Source organism: Vibrio sp. 10N.286.45.E10 (assembly GCF_002874195.2).
In the GTDB taxonomy this organism is placed as follows: domain Bacteria; phylum Pseudomonadota; class Gammaproteobacteria; order Enterobacterales; family Vibrionaceae; genus Vibrio; species Vibrio crassostreae.
Map to the genome: position 1 here is coordinate 1,620,699 of NZ_MCWD02000001.1, position 21,588 is coordinate 1,642,286.

Here is a 21,588-nt window from a genome sequence, read left to right on the forward strand (position 1 = left end):
GTTCAAGTTTCCCATTAAGGATTCTTAACTTTACCCATTTTAGTCAGGGCACCTTTGCCCTTCTCATAAACAAGAGATAAGCCAAAGTAGACTGAAACCCACAAGACAAAATCGAAAGCGGCTAACTTGATATCAAATGGATCTGAAAAGATGTTATAGGTGTGCCCAAACTTTGCTTCAATTGATTTAACTAAAATCACTGTAACGATAAAAATCACAATGCCCATTCACTCGTCCATCCATATTTTTAAACTAAAACATATACCCATAGATACCACACCAACTATTCTCGGTCTGCTATTCACTTTTGGTTCTCAATTCAGATGCAGAAATCGCTCGAACACAATTATCTATGGTGCCGTTACCACTCCTCGTTCTCAATTTATCATTAGTCAGGAGCAGCACTTCTTGCACTGAATATAATAGTGAGGGCTGGTTAACTGCTTCCTTTAATGTTTCGATCTCTTTTTTTGTCTGCAGGTTTCTAGGGACGATTTCAACATTGCTAATATTGGTAGTCAGCTCTTTCCCGTTTAGCGACCATACCCCTACGAGAAACAAGTCAAAGTTCACATTTCCCTCATGAACTTTAGTTTCTGTTATTGAGCTTGCTACTCCGGTAAAACTGCCATCTGGTGAATAGATACTTAAAGCATCAAGCCAAGATATTGGTAATGCGGTACTACACTTCCATGCCCCAACCAATTGATCAGAGTTCGCTATAGAAGCAAAAGAAGGGGCACTTAGAGCGAGACATAAAAGGGTTCTAAAAATTTTCATAACATTCCTTGTACATGATTATTATCTATAACAGGATTCATCCCTACTTTAAGGTATTGTTCAATAAGGATATAAGCTGTAACGTGAAGTTTTCGGCACATAGAACACATACAGTTCCAACACCTCTGAACAAGAAAATCAAGTTTAATACATAGTCAAAGTGCCAAATGTTGGATGTCATGAAAATGGTCCTCTATTCATAGACGCCAAAACTATCATCCAATTTTTCTATAAACCAAGTCCCTTGACACGGGCCATTGGTTAAGTACCAACGACCATCAAATCGCTTGCTGCTGCCAGTTGCTGAAAAACGATAGTCTCATTGGCGATGTTTAGCATATAAACGTAAGTCGCCGCTTTCCGTAACCCAACCCTCTAACGTTGTTCCGTTGTAGGTCAGCCTTAGGGCAGCCTTACCCTCACGAATGGTTCCGGTAATAGTTGTGCGTTCACACATATTATTGCCAGTGGTGTTAATACGGCGGCCTAGCCACTCACCGTCGAAATCGGTAGAAGGAACAAATTGGGGACTATCAGGAAGTTTAGGAAACGACTCGGAATTACTGGACCCGAACCACTGAAGCTCACGACCAACAAAGAAGAAGACAACAAAGCTGATTGATATCGCTATCACAAATCCCTTTTTCATTAGCCTCTTCCTAATCCGCTGACCTAAAGAAAAGAACCCTAACATAATGAAAAGTAATAACTTACTATCAATTTAATTAATTTTGATATATTCCACAAATTGCATTCAAATGTTGAATATAGAGAAAGCGGCATCGTACGAAGCTCTGCTGCATGTTCAGGGAATCGTTCGTGAAGAAAACACAATGCATCCGTTGGCGTTGGCGTTGGCGTTGGCGTTGGCGTAGCGTATGAGTTTTAGACTTAAGCCAGCAACCAGTGTGTTAATCACTGAGTACTAAAACCTGAACGACTAAAAGAGATAGGTAATATAGGCACCGAAAGATTACATCTTTCAAAGACAAAATCCTTCAGAAAGCGTCCTTCGGTGCATACAATTTCAAGCGACTGACATAAGAGACTAGCGTAAGCGTCTCAACACAACCTGCTGGTCAAGCTCATTCTGATAGTCCGTGTAATCAAGCCCTTGATCAAATATGTACTCAGTGACAAGAGTACGGATGCACTCAACTAATGTGCTTGCTTGCCAAGGCTTTTCAAAGTAACGGTCGATGCCTGCTGCATTAATCGCATTGATGGTATCAGTATGAGTGGCCTGCCCCGTAAGAAGAATTTTCTTTGTATTCGGAAAGCGGCTGTCATGGAACACTTCCGTGAGTAACTCCACACCCGTTTTCCCTGGCATCACATGATCAGACACGATGACGGTAATGTGTTCGCCTTCTGCGTCAAGTTCATCAATGAGATCAAGCACTTCTTGCGCTGATTCACAATCTTCAATATTCAGCCAACTCGCCAGCGGCTCTAAATCTTGTATCACTGCGCTCAGTACTTCTCTCTGGTCATCGACACAGATTAAATTAAGCTTCTCCATGTTCACCCTCTATTGGTAACTTGATTCTAAATACAGTTTTAGAAGCATCACTTTTCACAATAATACTTCCGCCATAACCTGCCACAATCCGCTTAACTACTGATAAACCCAAGCCCAATCCAAACGATAAACCACCTTTTTTAGTGGTGAAGTTAGGCTGAAATACCTTTCTACGAGTCGCCTCGTCTATCTCAGGGCCGTTATTCGCGATCGTAACTAATATTCTTTTCTTACTTAATCTGGTTTGAATCTCTATTGCGGCATCGTCTGAATTCGACATTGCATCACAAGCATTCTTTACAATGTTGACCCAAATCTGAACGAGCTCTGTTTTCGAGCCTTTAAAAGGCGGTAAATCCGCAGGGCTCAATCGCACAGACACTCTACGTAACTCACTTTGTAACAACGATAAGGCATGGTTAATGGAGTCGTTAATATCAACCGCTTCTTCGGTGTCAATATCAACTCTGCCAAGTTGTTTAACCGATTTTACGATGCCGACAGTGTGTCTAGATGCCAAACGTAAATCATGTAAATCACAACCCATCTGCCAAAAACGAATCGCTTCTTCTGGTTTTTTCAGCCAATGCTTTGAAATAACGTCTGTTGCAGATAAAGCGTCAATAGGAATCGCCTTTGCAAGAGAGCGAGCAATGTTTTTGTCTAAACCATATTTTCTTTCAAATTGTCGCCCACGTGTTCGTGCTTCTAACGACGACGTTTTCTGACCATGCATTAACCCAAAATCGAAAAATTGACTGGCTTCTGGATGCACTTCTTCAAGCAGATCCATGATGACCGTTTCAAGTCGACCAGATTTACTATTTACGACACCAATAGCGTTGTTAAGCTCATGGGCAATCCCGGCAGCCAATTGACCCAAGGTCGTCATTTGCTCAGCAGTATGTAACTTCTCTAGCGCTTTTTGTTTCGCGATCGCTTCCTGTGTTGCGCGGCGTTGACGACGCGACAACTCATTGACAATCACAGGTGTGAACTGTGCGGTAAGAGGACCAAATTTACGTTCATCTTCTGCTGGCGTGTCTTTATCGATCCACGCTAACTCTACATCGGTTTTAGCAACAACCGTTGAAGATGCAGTCCAATTACCTGAAAAGAAGCTATGAACGCCTATAAAAGCCCCGCTACCCGCGCTAAATACTCGCACTTGCGGTGTATTAGCATCGGTATAAAACCCTTCCAGTTCTCCACTAAACACATAATATAAACGAGTGTTTAACGCTGATTGTTCAATAATGGTGTTACCGGCACAGCACGTCACCCGACGTTCTGTGTGGTTAAAATAGCGATCGATAAGTGCTTCTAACTTTTGTTGATACACGTATCGTTACCCTATGTGACCAATTGAATGTAGCAGCCACACCATAACAAAGCTCAATAGCACACCAACCACACCCAAAATAATACCGATTCTGGCCATTTGATTACTTTGCACATGACCCGTTGCATGAGCCAGCGCATTCGGTGGCGTACTGATTGGTAGCGACATACCTAATGAAGCGGCAAAAGTCACAACCAGAATTAACGTTAACTCACCGCCTAGTGGCGTGAGTGAAGCCATAGACGAACCTAATGCCGCCATAATTGGCATTAACAAGTTAGCCGTTGCGGTATGAGACATAAAGTTTGCCATTACCAAACACAAGAACGCCGCTCCGAACAACACCACATAGGGTGAGTAGCTATCAAACGGAATACTGTGTACCACCAGCTTTGCTAAGCCAGTTTTATCGAGCGCTAAACCAAGCGCAATACCACCTGATACAAGCCACAATACATCCCAAGAGATTTTCTTCAGGTCTTCTTTATTGATGATCCCAGTAAGAGAGAACACAGCAACAGGAATCAGAGCGACGGTATAAGAGTTCATGCCATGGCTTGAACCCATTAACCAAAGAATGATGGTGAGCGCAAAAGTGACGTATACCGCAATGGCTTTGGGCGTTTTAAGGAATTTACCTTTGATGCTTAGTTCGATTTTCTTTTGGTCAGCTTTGTACATAAAGCCTATTAAAAACCACGCTAACACCATCATAATCACGACAAACGGCACACCAAATGCCATCCATTCACCGAACGTAATGAGGTTATCGCCAACTAAATATTTAAGTGCGATAGCGTTCGGAGGGGTACCGATAGGGGTACCAATGCCACCGATGTTAGCGGCAACAGGGATACAAAGCGCAAACGCGACACGACCGGGGTCTTTCGGACCAAACACAGCCAGTACCGGCGTTAAAATAGATAGCATCATTGCCGTTGTTGCCGTGTTAGACATAAACATCGAAAAGATACCAGTTATCAACATTAAGCCGAGCATCACGAACTTTGGATCTTGTCCAAATGGCTTCAACAACACACGAGCTAAGTTTACGTCTAATCGATATTTAGTGGCCGCCATCGCTAAGAAGAAACCACCTAAAAACAGCATTATGATTGGGCTAGCGAATGTCGCCATGATATCGCTGTATTTTAACAGCTCACCAAAATGTTCTTCCCCATGATCAAACCTTAAAAAGATCAGCCCTTTATCCGACAACATCAATAATTGCAGAACGATAATAACAACAGACGTCGCGTAAATCGGGATAGGCTCGAACACCCAGCACAATGCCGCTAATAGAAAGATCGCAATAACGCGTTGTTGAATAATCGTGAGGCCTTCAAATGGAAACGCTGATAGCGGCATTACGAGGATAATGAAAGGAATTAAAATAGGGATAATGTATTTAATATAGGGGCGCATAGCACAAAAACTCTTCCTGAGATAACAACTACTTAGAAATTAGATTTACAGCTCTAATTTAGATCCGACAACGAATTATCGAACTCTTGTCACTATCTCACTCTCGGCTAGATCAATGATTACGTGATCACGATATCCCCTTTTCCGTTTTTGTGCGCTACCTCTACGTTTGTATGTCATTTATTGTTGCAATTAAGTTCAGGAGCGTGGTTTCTACGTTTCTAGTCATGCCCACAAATTGAGGGCCACTTCTGATAAAAACGTTGAACAAGCTCACTGAGTTAGGTATGCCTGAAATTTGTCGTATCGACTAAGAACCCCACCAAACGGGGTAGCTCTATCTCTAAATTTATTGTTCTAACAAACTACACTGATACTCTGCGACACATTTTAGCTCTGCTGCATGCTCAGGGAATCGTTCGTGAAGAAAACACAATGCATCCGCTAGCGTTATCTGGTGTAAATTCGACGTATACCCAAAAACCAATCGGTGGACATTGTCATAGAGCTCATCTGAATTATCTGAGCTTTGACACTGCGCCAAGATAGCTTGATCAATCTCATCGTCAGGATCTTCCAATGGGCTATTGGCCTGTCGATAAAGATTAGAAAGCATTGCGTCATATTGCTCTTTCGACAGCTCTTCCTTACAACGCAATAACCACGTAAGCGTAATGAGATTGTGCCCAAAGAAGCCAAACTGTTTGAAGCATGCCCGTGATACCTTATCGAGATCTACGGCTTCGTTTGCATCAGTGCTTTGGTCGCCATCAGAACGGGTTGATGTGACAAATTCAGTGAAGCGGTTAAGGAATGCTGGAACTTGAGGCGGCTGTAACTCACGGTAAACACGATTCAGCGCCAATAAGATAGTCACATTGTGGGAAAGGTACTCGCTTGTTTGAGAAGCCTGCGAAACGTAATGCGAGAAGATGTCTTGAAAGCCCTGATTCTCATGCCACTGCATTAAAGCGGCATACGCCGCTGGGTATACCCCGTTTTCCAATATCCTGTGAATACGAAATTCTGAGAACTTGGGCGCTTTTAGCGTTGCAGAGTACTCGCCTAAAACTTCAATCTCGGTTTGGTCTATCAGCTCACTCGTTTTAAGCCACACATTGTCTGATTTAGCGACATACCCATTTAGATAATTCGCAGCCAAATAAGCTTTTAAAGAATGAGGTTGATGGATGCTGGCACTGCTATAAAGTGCCTTTTCCAATAGTTGGTCGCTTGTCATGTTTCCTCCGTGAAACTAAGACAGAATAGGTTTGGTTGTTATATGACTAACGTCTTTGAGAGGCAAATTGAACGATCTACACCAACATATCTGCCATACGCACTGGATTCTGAATAAGCGTGGCAACAATAAAAGGTCACCGCTTTTGAGTTAACTCTCCGCGTCGATAAAACGGCTTTTCGATACCTTTTTTCGATCGCAAGACATTCGAGTTGTTTCAATAAATATGAGCCAGCACCAGCTTTGTTAGAGTACATCCGCTTAAGTTCACAAACTTCACTTTCGTGATATCTAAACACCCCACATGCCACAGCGCTATCATTCAGATACACCACGATACATCCATCTTTTGATGGGTCAAAAGCGTCAGACGCAAATGAGCTTTCACCTGTGTCGTTAGTAATCTGGCGAAGTGACGAATTCAGCTCAGCGATTAATGACTGAAAGTCTCTATGATTTGGTTCTACTTTTTTATATTCGAATTCCATACCTGCCACATAATGCCAACTCAATCCGCACAAATATTTATGAACAAACCTACCCTTGAACTACACATATCTACTCAAATACTTCTCCATAAACTCGATATCTGCACGATAAAAATCACCAAGAGGTATCGCTGAGGGTTCTAGCCAATAGAAAGTTTGCTGTCTTTCTGCGTCGACCATTTTAGGTTCGTCATTCTGATCCGCACGCAAAACTACATAGTGAATTTCACCACCGAAGTCGTTCTTACCTTGATGAATTCCGAGCAGTTGTAAATCTTTAAGACCCGTTTCTTCCCACAACTCTCTGATTGCGGCTTCGCGCCCCGACTCTCCGGGATCAACTGAACCTCCAGGGAACTCAAATATCAGACCTTGGCGATGTCTAAAACGCTTTTGGATTAAGACTTTCCCTTCTCTTACAAGCACGGCCATAGCTATGTTTTTCATATGATATTCCTTGTACTTCAAAAAGCACTTTAAACAAAATTAACCAAGAATAAGGAATCCACTTTAGGTGTGCCGTTGTATTTGCACTAACTATTACTTAACTTAAAAGAGACTCGCACTGGCTTAGCGATTGCTGCCTCCTGAGCATTATGATCTGCACCAGAAGTTTTGGACACTGAGTTAAGTGAGTACAATCACTAACGAGGTGAACAATGACAACTAAGAAAACACGAATCAAACATGCTCCTGAATTTAAATCCGAAGCACTTAAGTTGGCAGAGAAAGTCGGTGTCGCTGCTGCGGCACGACAGCTATCGTTGTATGAATCTCAAATTTATGGATGGCGTAAAGCCGTCAAAAAAGATGCGAAAATCAGCGATAGAGAAAGGGAACTCGCCACTGAAAATGCCAAACTCAAACGGTTATTGGCTGAGCAAGCTGAAGAGCTAGATATCGTAAAAAAGGCCGCCACCTACTTCGCGAAAAATCTAAAGTAGATTGCTATGAGTTTATGCTCGAACACCTTATGCAATATAGGATTGTCCGTATGGCTAAGGTGTTTGGGGTTTCTCGAAGTGGGTTTTATTATTGGATTGATAATCGCCATAAAGTCACTCAACGCAACGAGCACCGAAAGCAGCTTGACAGCAAAGTTCGAGAAGTCTTTGATGATAAAAAGGAACGCGACGGTGCAAGGCGTATTCAAAAAGAACTTGAGGCAAATGGTAATAAGCACGATGTAAAAACCATTGCCACGAGCATGAAGCGCCAGAGCTTAGTCGCGAAGGCAGCCCGTAAGTTTAAATGTACGACAGACAGCAAGCATAGGCTTCCTGTTGCCCCGAACTTGCTAGAGCAAGATTTTAATGCGACAGCACCAAACCAAAAATGGGCTGGAGATATTACCTATCTAGCGACAAGCGAAGGTTGGATGTATTTGGCGGTTGTTATCGACTTGTACTCACGGCAAGTAGTTGGTTGGTCAATGAGCACCAGAATGACCGCGACTCTGGTCTGTGATGCGCTATCAATGGCATTGTTCCGTAGAGGCATGCCCGAAGGGGTAATTATCCATAGTGATAGAGGTAGCCAATATTGTTCAAAAGATTACAGAGACTTAATCTCAGCCCATAATCTAAAACAAAGTATGAGTAGGAAGGGAAATTGCTGGGATAACGCCTGTGTTGAAAGCTTTTTCCACTCAATGAAAGTAGAAGCCGTTCAATACGAGCCGATAATGACGCGAGAAGAGATGCGCCAAGCACTTTTTGAATATATCGAAGTTGATTATAATCGAACAAGAAGGCACAGTGCCCTTGGGTATCTAAGTCCAGTTAACTTTGAAAAACAATATGTCGCTTAATGCGGTGTCCAGTCTAACTGGAGCAGATCATTAGGTATAAAGCCCATGTAATCATTGCGTCTAGAGTTATACCCAAGCCGAACATCAAACCGATAGTTTGAAGGGTAGGAACAAATATGCCGACTTGATAACACACAAAAGCACCGCCATAAAACACACTATTAACCACCAAAGATTGATAGAGCATGAGGTCTGTTCGACCAATACCATAGAAGTAACTGTCGATGACATTGTTGAAGCTAAACACAATATAAAATCCGACTAACAACCATACTAAATCGATAATTGGACCTGAGTTCTTAACCCCCATTACATTTGATATAAAGCCATCCCACATCGGTATTGTGATAGCCCAAGCGACAATGACCCCCACAGTTAGCCAAAAGTAACCATTTATTCGTTCAATCGATAACCCTTTGTTGGTTGCAGCGTCTTGTTTCACTAATTGACCTAAAGCTAATATAGGAAGTAACAACCATCCCCAAATAAATTGATTCGCAACCCAGAACGTTCCGGCTTGTTGTACTTGGTTCACTAATTGCAAAATCATTACAATAAAAGCGGCATTGCGAACAAATGACTCTAGGCCTGACTTCCACCCAATGACTACCCACTCCTTTAGCCATATATTTTGGTTTCGATTACTTTGTCCAAACTTAAGAGATACACCTAATCTAAAAAGATAAGTAATAGCGACTGCGGCGATTATTAAATTGACAATAATATTGCTAAAAGCGATACCATTAACGCCCAATTCAAAGGAAATTGGTAACTGGCTAACAAGTAGAGCATCACACAAAATCGTTAGTACCATTTGTACGACTAACAACTTGTACAGAGTCTTCTTCTGATTTTTCAATACTAAAACTAACGATAAAAAGGCGTAAACACTAGAAAGTAATATAGCTAATGATTCCAATTGGATATATTGTACCGTCGTAGTGAACAGTTCTTTTTGTTGTTGCATCGCAGTAACAAAGATTGGCGTAAACCACAGGACAACAGCAGTGACTAAAAGATAGCTGAATACTATAATTTTTAGTCCTAGGCTAACCCTCTCTTGAAATTTTCTATCATCACTTACGACCTTACCAAAGATAAATGCTAGCGGAATGAATAACGCTTCATGGAGTACTTCATAACCAACGTTTAGCCAAGCTACTTGCGCTGCGATACTACTTAGTATCAAGTTTGAAGTGCGACACTTTTTACAGATGCGCATGAATATACTCCGTTGGTGTTCTATACCCAAGCCTTTTGCGTGGGCGCGTATTTAATTTATGTGCAATTTCAATGCAGAGCTTCTGTGTCACGTGTGACATAGAAGTTCGTTTTGGTAAGTATTGTCGTATCAAGCCATTGGTGTTTTCATTAGTCCCTCGCTCCCATGAGTGGTATGGATTTGCAAAGTAAAACAGACAGTTATGATGTTTTTCTAGTTGTGCATAACCATGAAACTCAGTGCCGTTATCCGCAGTTATCGTCTTGAAAGGTAAGTCAGAGCGGGTCATGATTTTGCTCATTCTTACGTTGAGCGACTCGCTTGTTCTGTCGTCCATTTGCCCAATAAAAGTGTAGCCTGTCATTCTGTCGACTAAAGTCACGATACAGTGCTTGGTTCCGCGGCCAACGACGGTATCAATTTCCCAATGACCAGGCTCTTTTCTATGCTCAGCATTTGCTGGTCTTTCGGTAATATGACGCTTTGCAGCTAGCCGTCCACGGCTGTCTTTTGAGTTATACCTTTTCCGCCTTTTCTTAGTGGATTGGCGTAGGTGCTTCCATAGTGTTCCACCGAGAGTTTTGTCGTTCCAAACGTACTGATAAATGAGCTCGTGGCTCATTGTTGGATAGCCTTTTACCCTCAGGTATCCGACGATTTGGTCAGGACTCCAATCAAGTCGTAGCAAGGCTTCAGGTAACCTGAAGTCGATTTCGCTGTAGCGCTTATTTCTGCGCGAGCGACTCAGCCGGTTGCGAGCCATTTGTTGGGCTCTCCACGCCTGATAGGAGTACCTTTTAAAGTGTCTGTTGTATCGGGAATTGCGTTCAATTTCTCGATAGATAGTAGCTTTGTGACGACCCAGTTGTTTAGCTATTATAGCGGTACTAATTCCTTGCTTTCTGAGTGCAGAAATCATATACCTTTCGTTCTCAGTGAGGTGCGTGTATCTCATGTTTTTTACTTCTTGGCGGGAGCAAACTTCATGATTATCGCATCTCACTGTTTTTATGTTCAGAGGTGTCGCACTTCGTACTTGAATCCAAGAACCTCAACATGGTTAAACCACTTATTTGGATCAAAGCCCTGCTTGGCCGCCAATACTCTCATTCGTCTTATTTTAGCTGGGCCTGCGTTATAAGCGGCTAAGCTAAAATGAATCTTGTCGATATCCAAGATTTCAGGCAAATCAAAATATCGGTCATAGATAAAACGAAGATACTTGCTGCCTGCATGAATATTATTTTCTAAGTCGTAAACATTATCAATGTCGACATACCAATCTTTGGCGGTTTTTGGCATCACTTGCATAATACCGACCGCACCACGATGCGATATTTTTGAGTTATCCAAGCCTGATTCTTGAAAAGCCATAGCTAACAAAATGAACCAATCGATCTCGAACTTTTCCCCATAAACCATGAACAGCTTTTCTAGCTTATCCCGCTTCTCGTTTTGCATCGGATTAGAGGCTCTATTCATCCATGACGTACTTTCGAGATAACGATTGTCGATGACATTACCCAATAAGGTGCCCTGCTTTGAATCTTGCAAATATTGGTCGATTTTGGCTTTCAGTTGCGGGTTATTTTTACGTATAGCCCAAGCAATATCCGCATTGTGCCTAAAGGCGAGATCCTTATGAATTCGGATATCTTGTTCTAGGTTTCCCCACAACTCCAACTTATGACTATCGACAATCGTTGCGGTGATTTTTCCACGCTTAATCAAATCCAACAGTTCCAGATCTTGGATATTGTTGTTTAACAAATGGATGTAGATCGGCACCATACCGTTCTGTTCTAGCTGCTTATTCACGGTATGCACACTGCTGATATAGCTGGAGTTCTGTTTTAGCCAAACTTCCTTACCTTGTAGCTGAGTGATGTCAGTAATCAACGGAGTAGAATGGTTCGTCACCAACAGTTCATCAATGTCGCTACGAATCGGAATACTGAAATCGACCAATTGCTCTCGCTCTTTTGTGACGGTTAAGTTCGCCACCGCAATATCGCCTCGGCCTTGATTTAAGGCACTCAGCAGTTCACTTCGTTCAACCGGAATAACCTTAACGCGTAGTAAAGGGTCACGCAGTTTTAGCTCTTGATCAAAGTAATAAATCTGCTCAGCAAGAATCCCTTTCGGCTTACCATTTTCAATATGATAGAAGCCCATATCACCAGAGACTAAAACACGCACAACGCCTTTTTCACGCAACGCTGAGAAGTCCCCCACATAGGATTCGAGCGCGTTGTCAGGTACTTCTAAACCGAAAGCGGACTTCGAAATAATAGAGAGAAAAATCAATGTTTTTGATAAGCATGAAGCGCCATTAAAATTCGTCATATTCAGTATTCCTGATGCGTTTAAGCCAAACCCTCAATGGTGCTAAGTGTTACATGGGAGCTATCGTGTTAGAACCGATTCAACGTAAAGGAATTTCTTAACGTTGTTCGATTGCAATCTACGTTGTTGGACAGAGTACGTTGGTGTGTAAAGTGCGTTTGATGTTCAGAGCAATCTGGTAAGCGTTATGGATCGTTTAGGCGCTGCTTTGATTGGTTACTTTTTATCAAGGGAGGCGAATTATACCGAAAAACACCAAGTCCGAAATAACGTACTGGCTATAGTAGATATAGGGGGTTCCTATAGATCTCCCCCCTCTAAAACCTCCATCAGAAGTCATTCTTCACGATCCCTAATCCTCCACCAATAGACCACACATCACTAGGCTAGTTAATAATTTCGTCATTAAATTATTGATTGGTTTATAAATTTACATATATCAAGTCGTCACACACTTAATATTTTATAAATTATTTAAATTGAGATCCTGTGCTGCACAACGAAATAAAATTAAGCTGTCTAACTTTTAAACACATTCACGTTACTGATAGGTTAATCCTTATAGGGCAAATGCTCTATTAATGATAAAAACTAAAATAAGGATTATTTATGAGACCATCTTTTTCTATCAGTATGGTACTTGCAACGACAGTGGTTGGCTTTCAGTCCTATGCAAACAATATCGACACGACAGACGCACTCTCTGTTTCAGAGAACTCCTCAGCACAAAAGCAATCTTTGGCGTTGCAAATCAGTACCCGCTACTCTGATCTTGAGCTTTCTTTAAAAGACCAGATAACAGAAAAACAGCTGTCTACACCGATAGACAAGCTTAGCTCAGACAAGCCCTACTCCGCGTTTTCAAGCAAAATGCAGAAAGCCGATCTTGGTTATCGCACGATGAAAGGGATCAACGACTTCAGTGACTCTGTGTTAGAAATTCGCATGGCTGATGAAGCGATGATTGAAGCTTGGAAAAACGGTGAGAGCCCGCTGTTTGCTTTCGAACCATCAGGCGATGATTCAAACTGGCAATACATCGAAGCTTATGATGTGTATGGGCAAGTTCACGAACTAGACGTTTACCAAACACCAGACGTTCCTGTGTTTGTTATTGATAGTAACGGCGCAGAAGAACTCAAAGCAGGCCTAATGGCGATGCAGACTGAGATGAACAAACTAGGTACTGAAACTCAAATCAATGCCAACAGTGATAAAATCAGCGCCCACAAGTCTCAAAAACAGCCTTTAATGAATAAAGTTCGTCGCTCTATTTCAGAATCTGAACCTGAAGAACTGAACACCACCCAATTGTCTAAGATTCGTTTGGCCATTGATAGAGAACCGTGGATCTCTGGCAAAGCTGAAATCTACGCTATTGTCACTGGGGTTAATGCAAGCCGTATAGAACCACAGATCGACCTGGTTGAGATGCCTTATCTGGATTACGACAAACAGACATACTACCCAAATCAAACGGTAATCTTCTGGCCTCGCTACCGTTGGGGCGCAGCAGATATGATTTTGATGGAGCACGATGACGGCACCGATTATAAAGCGCTAGCCAAACTGCTAGTTGAAGCCGCAGAAGAGATATTGAAGATGATTCCAGATCCTGAAGTTCAGGGGTATGCGATCATTCCTCAAATCACAGGTAAGATCATTGATGTGATTCCTGAAGGCGTATTAGTGAATGATGATGACTTCGTAGACGTGTATTACACCTTAATGCAAAACACTCCTTATGTTGATCGCCCGGGTGCTGGCGGTAATGCGGTTGCTTCGTTCACCCCTGTTACGATTTCACCGACAGAGTAAATCGATCCTTGTTTAGTTAGGGCTTAATCACACAAGCCCTAACTCTTCATTATCAAAGGTGGCTAAAACATAAGAGACGTACTGAGAAGCTGGTTACAGGGAGTAATCAAACACAATGATATCGTCTAGAAGCGGACGAAACACATCTTTCAGCGCATCATGCTCTGGGTGTGGAAGGTAGTTCTGACGGCCTTCTTCATCAGCGAACGTCATTAGCACCGAATGGGTATAACCTTGGTTCTTGTTTTCTGGGCTGTCGTTTAGCCCCCACTCGACTGAAGTTACGCCTTCAACCTTACTTGGCATCGCTTCAAACAGTCGTTTCAGTTTCTCTATTTCAGATTCTTCTGCATCTTCTTTAAACTTAATCAGCAAAATATGACGAATCACTCCCGTTTCTTTTCGATTCATTGCTAGTCCTTTTCGAGTCTTTGTTTGCTTGTGTGTCATTCTGAGACCACATCGAGTCACGAGTTAACGTTAATAGAAAGACAAAATGCCACACGTTACACACCATGCCAAGGCTAGATGGCAGAAAGACGCACCGTTAAATCAGTGGTTATTACGCATACTGAAAGCGACCCTGAAAAACAAACAAGCGTAGTTTAAGCCCTAATGGACTAGCGATTTTAAGGTCCAAAAGAAAAGGCTCCCGAGGGAGCCTTTGATTATATTTCTAGTGACTATTCGCTTATGTTTTTATTCTAAAATGCTTCTTCGAGCGTTTGTTCATTCTTTTTTCCTGCTTGTTTCTCGCTTATTTCTACCTCTTTCAAGCGCGCAGTAAAGTGTCTTAACACTGGCGGTTCATAGGTAAAGTCGAGCCCTTTCACTTTGCTTGCGTTCTCTTTCACTTTTTCGAACGCTTCAATAATGAAATCCATATGGGTTTGCGTATAAGTGGCACGTGGAATGGTTAAGCGTAATAATTCTGCAGGACATGGATGTTGCTCGCCCGTTGCAGGGTCACGACCTTGCAGTAAAGAACCAATTTCAACCGCTCTAATACCTGCCACTTTATACAGTTCACACGCCAAAGCATGCGCCGGGAATTGGCCTGCTGGAATATGAGGAAGCAGTTTACCCGCATCGACAAACGCTGCATGACCGCCGGCTTGTTGGCACACGATACCTATAGCTTCTAAGCCATCGACTAAGTACTGAACCTGACCAATACGATATTCCAACCAGTCTTGACGCATGCCGTCATAAAGGCCAACCGCAAGGCGTTCCATTGCGCCACCCTCTAAGCCACCATAGGTTGGGAAACCTTCTTGTACGACACACAGTGTTCGACATTCTGTGTATACATCCATAAAAGAGTCGTCTTTAAAGCACAACAAACCGCCCATTTGTACCATCGCGTCTTTCTTGGCAGACATGGCTAAACCATCCGCGTATTTGTAAGACTCACGAGTGATTTGTTCGATAGTCCAATCTTGATAACCGGCTTCTCGTTGCTGAATGAAGTAAGCATTTTCAGCGTAGCGTGCCGAGTCCATGATCACTGGAATATCGTACTTCTGAGCGATTTCATAAACGGCTTTTAGGTTGGCGATAGACACTGGCTGTCCACCAGCAGAGTTACAAGTAATGGTGCTCACAATGTAAGGAACATTTGCCACTCCCGCTTCTAAGATCGCTTCTTCCAGCTTCACCACATCGAAGTTGCCTTTGAAATCTGCGTTCACTGAGGTATCAAACGCTTCTTTGGTATAAACGTTTTTCGCCACACAGCAATTCACTTGGGTGTGACCTTGTGTTGTATCGAAGAAGTAGTTCGATAAAGCGACCATTTTGCTGCGGTCGAGTCCCTTTTCCATTTCGCGCTTCTTAATCAAAACAGGAATGTAAATCTGCTCTGCGCCACGCCCTTGGTGAGTAGGAATAGTCAGCTCATAACCAAAGATATCTTTCACCGCATTCGACAGTGCGTAGTAACTGCGACTGCCACTATAAGCTTCATCACCCATTAGCATCGCGGCTTGCATACGCTGAGTAATAGATCCTGTTCCACTGTCTGTCAGTAAGTCAATAAACACATCATCGCTGTCGAGCAAGAATGGGTTCATACCCGCTTCGACAATGGCTTGCTCACGATAAGCGCGAGTCGTTCTTTTTACTGGCTCTACAACGCGAATACGAAACGGTTCTGGTAGATGTTTGAAGTTTTCCATAATAATACCTTTCAGTATATTCCGGTTAGGTCGAAATATACTTTCTTTAGATGTCACGAATCCTCACCATTAAATTAATCGGTCCGTATAAAGACACACGAAGAATTAACAGTGAAAATAAACAAGTTAAAAAATGACTTATTAATCAAACCTAAACAGACGCTAAGATAATTAACGAAAACGACAAAACAACGAATACCCTGCACGGAATAATAAGTGCGACATTCATACGTTCAAAGGTTATCAAAGCTGCTGATAGGTAAACAAAGCACGCTGCTTTGCTGGCGTGTGACGCCTAGAGGGTACTACTCTGAAGAAAGGTGGAACGAGAGCTGATGATCTAAAGTATACCAAGCTAACAGGGTTAGCCATGTTGTTGATTGCCATTTCAGATACATGTTCACAATATATCCCTACGTTGAAATCAAGATGATCCGAAATTTAAATATAGTGCAATTGTTTTATAAATAAAGCTTAGAAAAGTATAAATGTGATCAATATTTATAATGGTAATTAAAGATGATGGCGTGTTATATAAACTGTGATTAGCATCAGTTTATATACTATTAAACTAGTTCAAAGAGAGAGCTAATAATTGTGGCTACTTTTTAAATTCAATGATCTCTAGCAAAGGACAAAGGTAGCTATTTCTATAAAGGTCATCTTCTAAAAATCCGAGCTCTAAAACTCTCCGCTCTAACTAAAAAAGATAAGCTTTAAAAATTAAGATTCTGATGAGGCTCAAACCTCACCAGAGCCGTATTGCAAACGCAGTCGTAGATTACTTTTTTTTCACGACTTGCTTGATGGCCATTTCAGCCAATTTGGGGGTCGCTGCTTTCAATGCACTAGGGGCAACCTTCTTACCCACATTGACCGCTTTATTCAGTTGGCCTTTAACCGATGTGCCTCTTTTCATGGCTTCCAAACGTTGGCGATTTCTCTGAACGTTGTTTGCATCAGCAATACGCTCAATCAACGTCTGCCTTAAAGTATCTAAACCAAACTGTACCTTTTCTGGCGCAATCGCCAGCGGTAATGCAATATCGGGTTGTAGCAGTGTTTGATTGTATTCGAGCGCTTGAGCAATGATCTTCGCTTTGGCCGATGTTGGATTCTCTAAGTCATACGGCGGTTTCCACTCGTCTACAGGCTTTAATCGGTCTACCTGATTGACAACCGAGACAACTATCGGCTTCTTACGTGAGATATTCTTAGGATCATCATAGAAAGCGTCAAACCTATCTTTCAACTGCTTATCCAACTCACGTGCAGACTGATTGGCTTTTAGTACCCATAGCACCACATCGGCTTGGGTCATCTCTTTCAACATTAAGGCTTCAGTTTTAGGGTTGCCATCAAGCCCTTGAAGATCAACAACGCGAACATCATTGTCGTCGACAAACGTGTTGTATACCGTTGAAGTGTCGGTTGATGGCAGTACATCGACTTCAGCAACCAACTCTTGCTTGAGTGCATTGATAAGTGAAGATTTACCAGAACTGGTTTGCCCCACCAACACGATTCGCACAGGCTCTAACTCAGGAGCAAAGCGTTTCTCATCGGTTTCAGACACATCCGACGCCCTTAGAGCTTCGTCTTCAATGCTGAACCGTCCGCTGTAGAGATCAATCGCAACCGCAGCGACTTCATCTAACAAGGCTTGTTTAGCGGCGTATTGCATGTCATCAACCACACCTCTTGTCATCGATGCCGTCGCCTGTTCTCGACCCAAATCGGAAATCACTTTTAGCGGATTCAAATATAGGTTTTTAAGATGGTTGCCCCAAATAGCCGCTTTGAAGATCTTCTGACCTAGCTCGCCGTATTTATCATAAGCTTCATAGCCCGCTTTGATGTAGGAAACCTTAAGATACTCAATGCCGGGTATATGCTCTCGCACTACCAACTTGTAACGTCGACTTACTTCTTCGAACAGTTTTAGCCCTTCAGGAATCGAAAAATCGAGCGATTTCTTATCAAACTTTTTCGCAACGAATTCAAGTACCTCTAAACCGGTTTGGTCTAGGTTGCCCCACTCTATGTCGACCATTAATTGTTGGCGTACATGATGTTTTGAATCATTCCAGATCGACAGTTCTTTTTGAGACCAATCAGTCGAAGCCTTAACCAATGCATCGTTGATATCAGCTTTTTTATGTTGTGATTCAGCTTCAGCAATATCCTCGCCAAGGTCATCGCTCTCTTTATTTGGGAAGGGCTCCGTACTTGAAGATCGGCTTGAAGAATCGCGTGAAGAACGACTAGAAATGTATAAAGGAATGGTAAATACCAATGTACTCACGGCAATGGCAATCGACATTTCCAACAGATAGCCGTATTTGACGGCCAAAAACAGGCCAAAGCCCATCATGATGAGGCTTGGGAAGATCGCCGAAATCAGAGCAATACCCCAGCGGCCACTCGATAGCACCGCCAGTAATCGAAATAAGTTTCTAATTTTCTTCATAGCCCGACGCCGCCTTACCTTTTTTCAGGGATTCTTTGTAGATCTTCTGCATCTCTTGTTCAGACACTTCTTCGCCTTTGTTCTTATGATAGAAGTAAAAGCAGGCCGCGCGACCTAAACCATAAGAGGTGCCGAAACTCATTGCCGCAGCAGCAACCGCGCCGACCGTTTGACCATAAACGGGAATCAGCTTTATCAACTGTCGAGTACCCAGTTTCATTCCATATTGCACAGCAAAGCTGCTTCCCAGAGTACCTATCAACTCACTAAAGACTCTCTTGTTCCATTCAACACCATATTGGTTTGCCAAGCTATGAAGCATTTTGGCTTGAATCGCAGGTACCGATACCAAGCCAACACCCGGAATCAAATCACTCGCAGCTGCACTTCCTGCGTACCAGAGCACTTCGTTTTCTACTTGGTCAAAGTTGGCTTCTTCTTGCGTAGCGTGTTCTTTGTCTTGCACCATCATGCCTATAACAGGAAGTATGCTGGTCAAGCGATCTAACAAGAATTCGAGGTTATAGACATCACCATTATCGGTTTCAAAATCGACCGCTACCGATTCAAACCCTTTACCCCAAACCTTTTCTACTTGGTTGGTGTTGAACTGAATTTGCCTTGCTCGATCTGTTTCACTGGAAGACAACACAGCGGTATGAACAAGCAGCAAGTGTTTAATCTTCTTCTGTTTCTTAATCTGTTTTAGAGCAGCAAGCACGGCGGATTGTTCAGGCTCGTCGGCTTTCATCACCACAACGAGCGCATTACCTGCCTGACCAATCTCTTCCAGATCTTCTTTCGCATCATAATTCGCTTCACTTAGACCTCTGGTATCGAGAAAGCGCATCACGGGTTTGTCTTGCGGAAACTCATATGACATCGCCGTCATGGTACACGGAGCAAATCCATTGCCGACTTCAACAGAAGAGTCACCAGTAACCGCTTGAATAAACGATGACTTGCCCGCGCCCGTTTTGCCCAACAGCCACAATGTAGGAAGATGCTTACGCTGATATTCATGGGCCTGAGTCAAGTCTGGGTTCTTGCTCGGATTAATGAAGTCTTTTATTTGATCAAACATGTTTAGAGTAACGCTCACTTGATGTTGAGATTCGGGTTGATGACAAAGCAATACTGACTTATATAACCACAAATCATATTAAACTTATGTTTGTTCAGTCGCACAGGTTTACAATGCCTAAACGCTTGTTTTTATTTGCGCACTCATTTTTATAGACGCTTTTTTATACGTACGGGTATTATCGTATTGATTCACGTACCTAACGAACATCAACAAACACAGAGAGCTCAAAGAGAAGTATGGAACAAATTTATTTAGCTGGCGGTTGCTTGTGGGGCGTACAAGAATTTATTAAGTACGTTCCTGGCGTTATCAGCACAGAAGCAGGTCGTGCCAATGGAAGTTCTCAGATAAAGGATAACCGAAGCAAACCAAGCGAATACGATGGCTACGCAGAATGTGTACAAATTGAGTTTGACCCAAGCCTCACTTCAGTAACCACGCTAATGGGCCACCTCTTTGAGATCATTGACCCGTACAGTGTGAATAAACAAGGTATCGATGTCGGAGAGAAATACCGAACTGGCGTATACAGCACTAATGCCGAACACTTAACAGAAGCTAAGTGTTATATCGCCGCGCGAGATGATGCCGACCGTATTGCTGTTGAGGTGTTGCCATTGACCAATTATGTTGCCAGCGACAACATCCATCAGCATCACTTAAGTCACTTCCCTGAAGATCATCACTTATGTCATATCCCTTGGGATCTGCTGCATAAATACAAACCTTAGGCTCAAGTACCTATCGATGGCTCGATTTCACCATCAAATCAAAAATGAAATAAAGTTCCCCAATACGACACACCAATAGTGAAAACTTGAAAACCAGTAATAAGTACTGACAGCCGTTCGGGAAAATGGAATGCTTTTAACACACCGATTACATTTTCCCCGTCCATTAAAAAGGTGTCATTATGAAGAAATACGTTCCAATCTTAATTGCTCTTAGTACGGTATCTTCTATGAGCTATGCGGCCACCAGCGAAGATGCTGTTGACTACTTACAAATGCGTAAAGGCGTGGCTTACCAAGTAAACCACTCAAAACCCTTTACCGGTCAATTTGAAGAGAAGTTCGATAACGGCCAAGTCGCGACCCAAGCTCAATTTTCTGACGGCCTAGAACTGGGTCAAGAAACCAACTGGTATCCGAACGGCCAAGTTGCTTCTAAAGTGAATTACGTTAAAGGTGAATTACAAGGCAAAGCAGAAACCTGGTATCCTAACGGCCAGAAGAAAGCCGAGCTCAACTATAAAGACAATGAGCTGTCAGGTGTTGCTTCTCGATGGTATCCAAATGGCGAACAAAGCCTGACCGCTGAATACAGCGACGGACAAAAAGATGGTCTGGTAACGGACTATTACCCTAACGGCAATAAGGCAAGCCAAGCGAAATTCGATGAAGGCGAAGTGGCGAATGGAAAACTAACGCGCTGGAACCTTAACGGAGACAAGGTTGAAGAACTGACCTTTAAAGACCACAAAATCACGTCTAAACAAGTTTGGATGCCGACAGAAAGCTAAATACAAACGGATGAGTGCTCGTGTGACAAAGCACAAGTACTCATCTTCTTTAATCTCAGGTAAGCACCGCATTCTCCATTAACAAGATCTATCGACCTCATCTCCGCCCCCTTCTTCTTCCGGTTCCTTTTACGCTCTAAATAATCACTAATAACAAAACAATCATCAATAGTCATTGAAATAATAAATATTTAACTTGTTAATAATCATTTTATAAAATACTGTTAGCAAACGTTTCCTTTGCGAGTCAGATCTCAATTATCGACCCGTATGCTATCTACACGCAAATAAGAGAAACACGATTATAAATACGTTGTTGAGTCATTTTGTTTTGCTTTG

The 21,588-nt window shown here is 42.5% G+C and carries 19 protein-coding genes and 1 pseudogene; 4 read left to right on the plus strand and 16 right to left on the minus strand.

Annotated elements, in window-relative coordinates; genetic code table 11:
* Positions 1 to 14 precede the first annotated feature (14 nt).
* The 9 genes and pseudogenes from BCU34_RS07270 to BCU34_RS07310 all read right to left on the minus strand — a co-directional run bounded on the left by BCU34_RS07270 (position 15) and on the right by BCU34_RS07310 (position 7,244).
* A complete protein-coding gene (locus tag BCU34_RS07270) occupies positions 15 to 227 on the minus strand; it encodes a hypothetical protein (protein ID WP_102480849.1) in 213 nt (70 codons plus the stop codon).
* A gap of 70 nt (positions 228 to 297) precedes the next feature.
* A complete protein-coding gene (locus BCU34_RS07275) occupies positions 298 to 780 on the minus strand; it encodes a hypothetical protein (RefSeq protein ID WP_102480848.1) in 483 nt (160 codons plus the stop codon).
* 193 nt (positions 781 to 973) lie between these two features.
* Positions 974 to 1,429, minus strand: a pseudogene (locus BCU34_RS07280) (hypothetical protein).
* A 399-nt stretch (positions 1,430 to 1,828) separates the two neighbouring features.
* A complete protein-coding gene (locus BCU34_RS07285) occupies positions 1,829 to 2,302 on the minus strand; it encodes a response regulator (RefSeq protein ID WP_017070648.1) in 474 nt (157 codons plus the stop codon).
* The gene (locus BCU34_RS07290) at positions 2,289 to 3,644 is read right to left on the minus strand and encodes an ATP-binding protein (protein WP_102480847.1); all 1,356 of its coding nucleotides are present in this window, start codon (positions 3,642 to 3,644) and stop codon (positions 2,289 to 2,291) included. The genes BCU34_RS07285 and BCU34_RS07290 overlap by 14 nt, the downstream gene beginning before the upstream one ends.
* A gap of 6 nt (positions 3,645 to 3,650) precedes the next feature.
* Positions 3,651 to 5,069 carry an SLC13 family permease gene (locus tag BCU34_RS07295; RefSeq protein ID WP_102480846.1) on the minus strand — a complete coding sequence of 473 codons (1,419 nt, stop codon included), beginning with the start codon at positions 5,067 to 5,069 and terminating at the stop codon, positions 3,651 to 3,653.
* Between the two features lie 349 nt (positions 5,070 to 5,418).
* Entirely contained in the window at positions 5,419 to 6,309 is an 891-nt protein-coding gene (locus BCU34_RS07300; RefSeq protein WP_102480845.1) for a hypothetical protein, read from the minus strand.
* Between the two features lie 38 nt (positions 6,310 to 6,347).
* Positions 6,348 to 6,797, minus strand: coding sequence for a GNAT family N-acetyltransferase (locus BCU34_RS07305; RefSeq protein ID WP_102480844.1), 450 nt, complete (start codon positions 6,795 to 6,797; stop codon positions 6,348 to 6,350).
* 60 nt (positions 6,798 to 6,857) lie between these two features.
* Entirely contained in the window at positions 6,858 to 7,244 is a 387-nt protein-coding gene (locus BCU34_RS07310) for an NUDIX hydrolase (RefSeq protein WP_102480843.1), read from the minus strand.
* A 212-nt stretch (positions 7,245 to 7,456) separates the two neighbouring features.
* Here BCU34_RS07310 and BCU34_RS07315 point away from each other — a divergent pair.
* Positions 7,457 to 8,607, plus strand: a protein-coding gene (locus BCU34_RS07315; RefSeq protein WP_102480628.1) for an IS3 family transposase whose coding sequence is annotated in 2 segments (ribosomal slippage) — positions 7,457 to 7,700 and positions 7,700 to 8,607 — 1,152 coding nt in all. Because the reading frame shifts where the segments join, the coding sequence is not laid out codon by codon here.
* A gap of 13 nt (positions 8,608 to 8,620) precedes the next feature.
* Here BCU34_RS07315 and BCU34_RS07320 read toward each other — a convergent pair.
* From BCU34_RS07320 to BCU34_RS07330, 3 genes are read right to left on the minus strand one after another with little or no spacing between them, the layout of a single operon-like run.
* Positions 8,621 to 9,829, minus strand: coding sequence for an MATE family Na+-driven efflux transporter (locus BCU34_RS07320; protein ID WP_413286267.1), 1,209 nt, complete (start codon positions 9,827 to 9,829; stop codon positions 8,621 to 8,623).
* Positions 9,816 to 10,784 (minus strand): IS30-like element ISVa6 family transposase, encoded by a 969-nt coding sequence (locus BCU34_RS07325; RefSeq protein WP_102479413.1) that lies wholly within the window; start codon positions 10,782 to 10,784, stop codon positions 9,816 to 9,818. The genes BCU34_RS07320 and BCU34_RS07325 overlap by 14 nt, the downstream gene beginning before the upstream one ends.
* A 59-nt stretch (positions 10,785 to 10,843) precedes the next feature.
* The gene (locus BCU34_RS07330; protein ID WP_102529974.1) at positions 10,844 to 12,175 is read right to left on the minus strand and encodes a transglycosylase SLT domain-containing protein; all 1,332 of its coding nucleotides are present in this window, start codon (positions 12,173 to 12,175) and stop codon (positions 10,844 to 10,846) included.
* Positions 12,176 to 12,784: 609 nt separating this feature from the next.
* Here BCU34_RS07330 and BCU34_RS07335 point away from each other — a divergent pair.
* Positions 12,785 to 13,993: a DUF3103 domain-containing protein gene (locus tag BCU34_RS07335; protein ID WP_102480888.1), complete on the plus strand. Its 1,209-nt coding sequence runs from the start codon at positions 12,785 to 12,787 to the stop codon at positions 13,991 to 13,993.
* Between the two features lie 93 nt (positions 13,994 to 14,086).
* On the opposite strand, the gene BCU34_RS07340 is transcribed toward BCU34_RS07335, so the two are convergent.
* The 4 genes from BCU34_RS07340 to BCU34_RS07355 all read right to left on the minus strand — a co-directional run bounded on the left by BCU34_RS07340 (position 14,087) and on the right by BCU34_RS07355 (position 19,724).
* Positions 14,087 to 14,404 (minus strand): Dabb family protein, encoded by a 318-nt coding sequence (locus BCU34_RS07340; protein ID WP_102480887.1) that lies wholly within the window; start codon positions 14,402 to 14,404, stop codon positions 14,087 to 14,089.
* Between the two features lie 293 nt (positions 14,405 to 14,697).
* Entirely contained in the window at positions 14,698 to 16,170 is a 1,473-nt protein-coding gene (gene tnaA / locus BCU34_RS07345) for a tryptophanase (RefSeq protein ID WP_048669366.1), read from the minus strand.
* Positions 16,171 to 16,951: 781 nt separating this feature from the next.
* On the minus strand, positions 16,952 to 18,640 hold the full coding sequence (locus BCU34_RS07350) for a GTPase family protein (protein WP_102480886.1): 1,689 nt from the start codon (positions 18,638 to 18,640) through the stop codon (positions 16,952 to 16,954).
* A complete protein-coding gene (locus BCU34_RS07355; RefSeq protein ID WP_048659500.1) occupies positions 18,627 to 19,724 on the minus strand; it encodes a YcjF family protein in 1,098 nt (365 codons plus the stop codon). The genes BCU34_RS07350 and BCU34_RS07355 overlap by 14 nt, the downstream gene beginning before the upstream one ends.
* Before the next feature lie 239 nt (positions 19,725 to 19,963).
* Between BCU34_RS07355 and BCU34_RS07360 the strand changes: the two genes are divergently transcribed.
* Both BCU34_RS07360 and BCU34_RS07365 read left to right on the plus strand, forming a co-directional pair.
* On the plus strand, positions 19,964 to 20,458 hold the full coding sequence (locus tag BCU34_RS07360) for a peptide-methionine (S)-S-oxide reductase (protein ID WP_102480885.1): 495 nt from the start codon (positions 19,964 to 19,966) through the stop codon (positions 20,456 to 20,458).
* A 182-nt stretch (positions 20,459 to 20,640) separates the two neighbouring features.
* On the plus strand, positions 20,641 to 21,249 hold the full coding sequence (locus BCU34_RS07365; protein ID WP_102433390.1) for a toxin-antitoxin system YwqK family antitoxin: 609 nt from the start codon (positions 20,641 to 20,643) through the stop codon (positions 21,247 to 21,249).
* Positions 21,250 to 21,588: the final 339 nt, after the last annotated feature.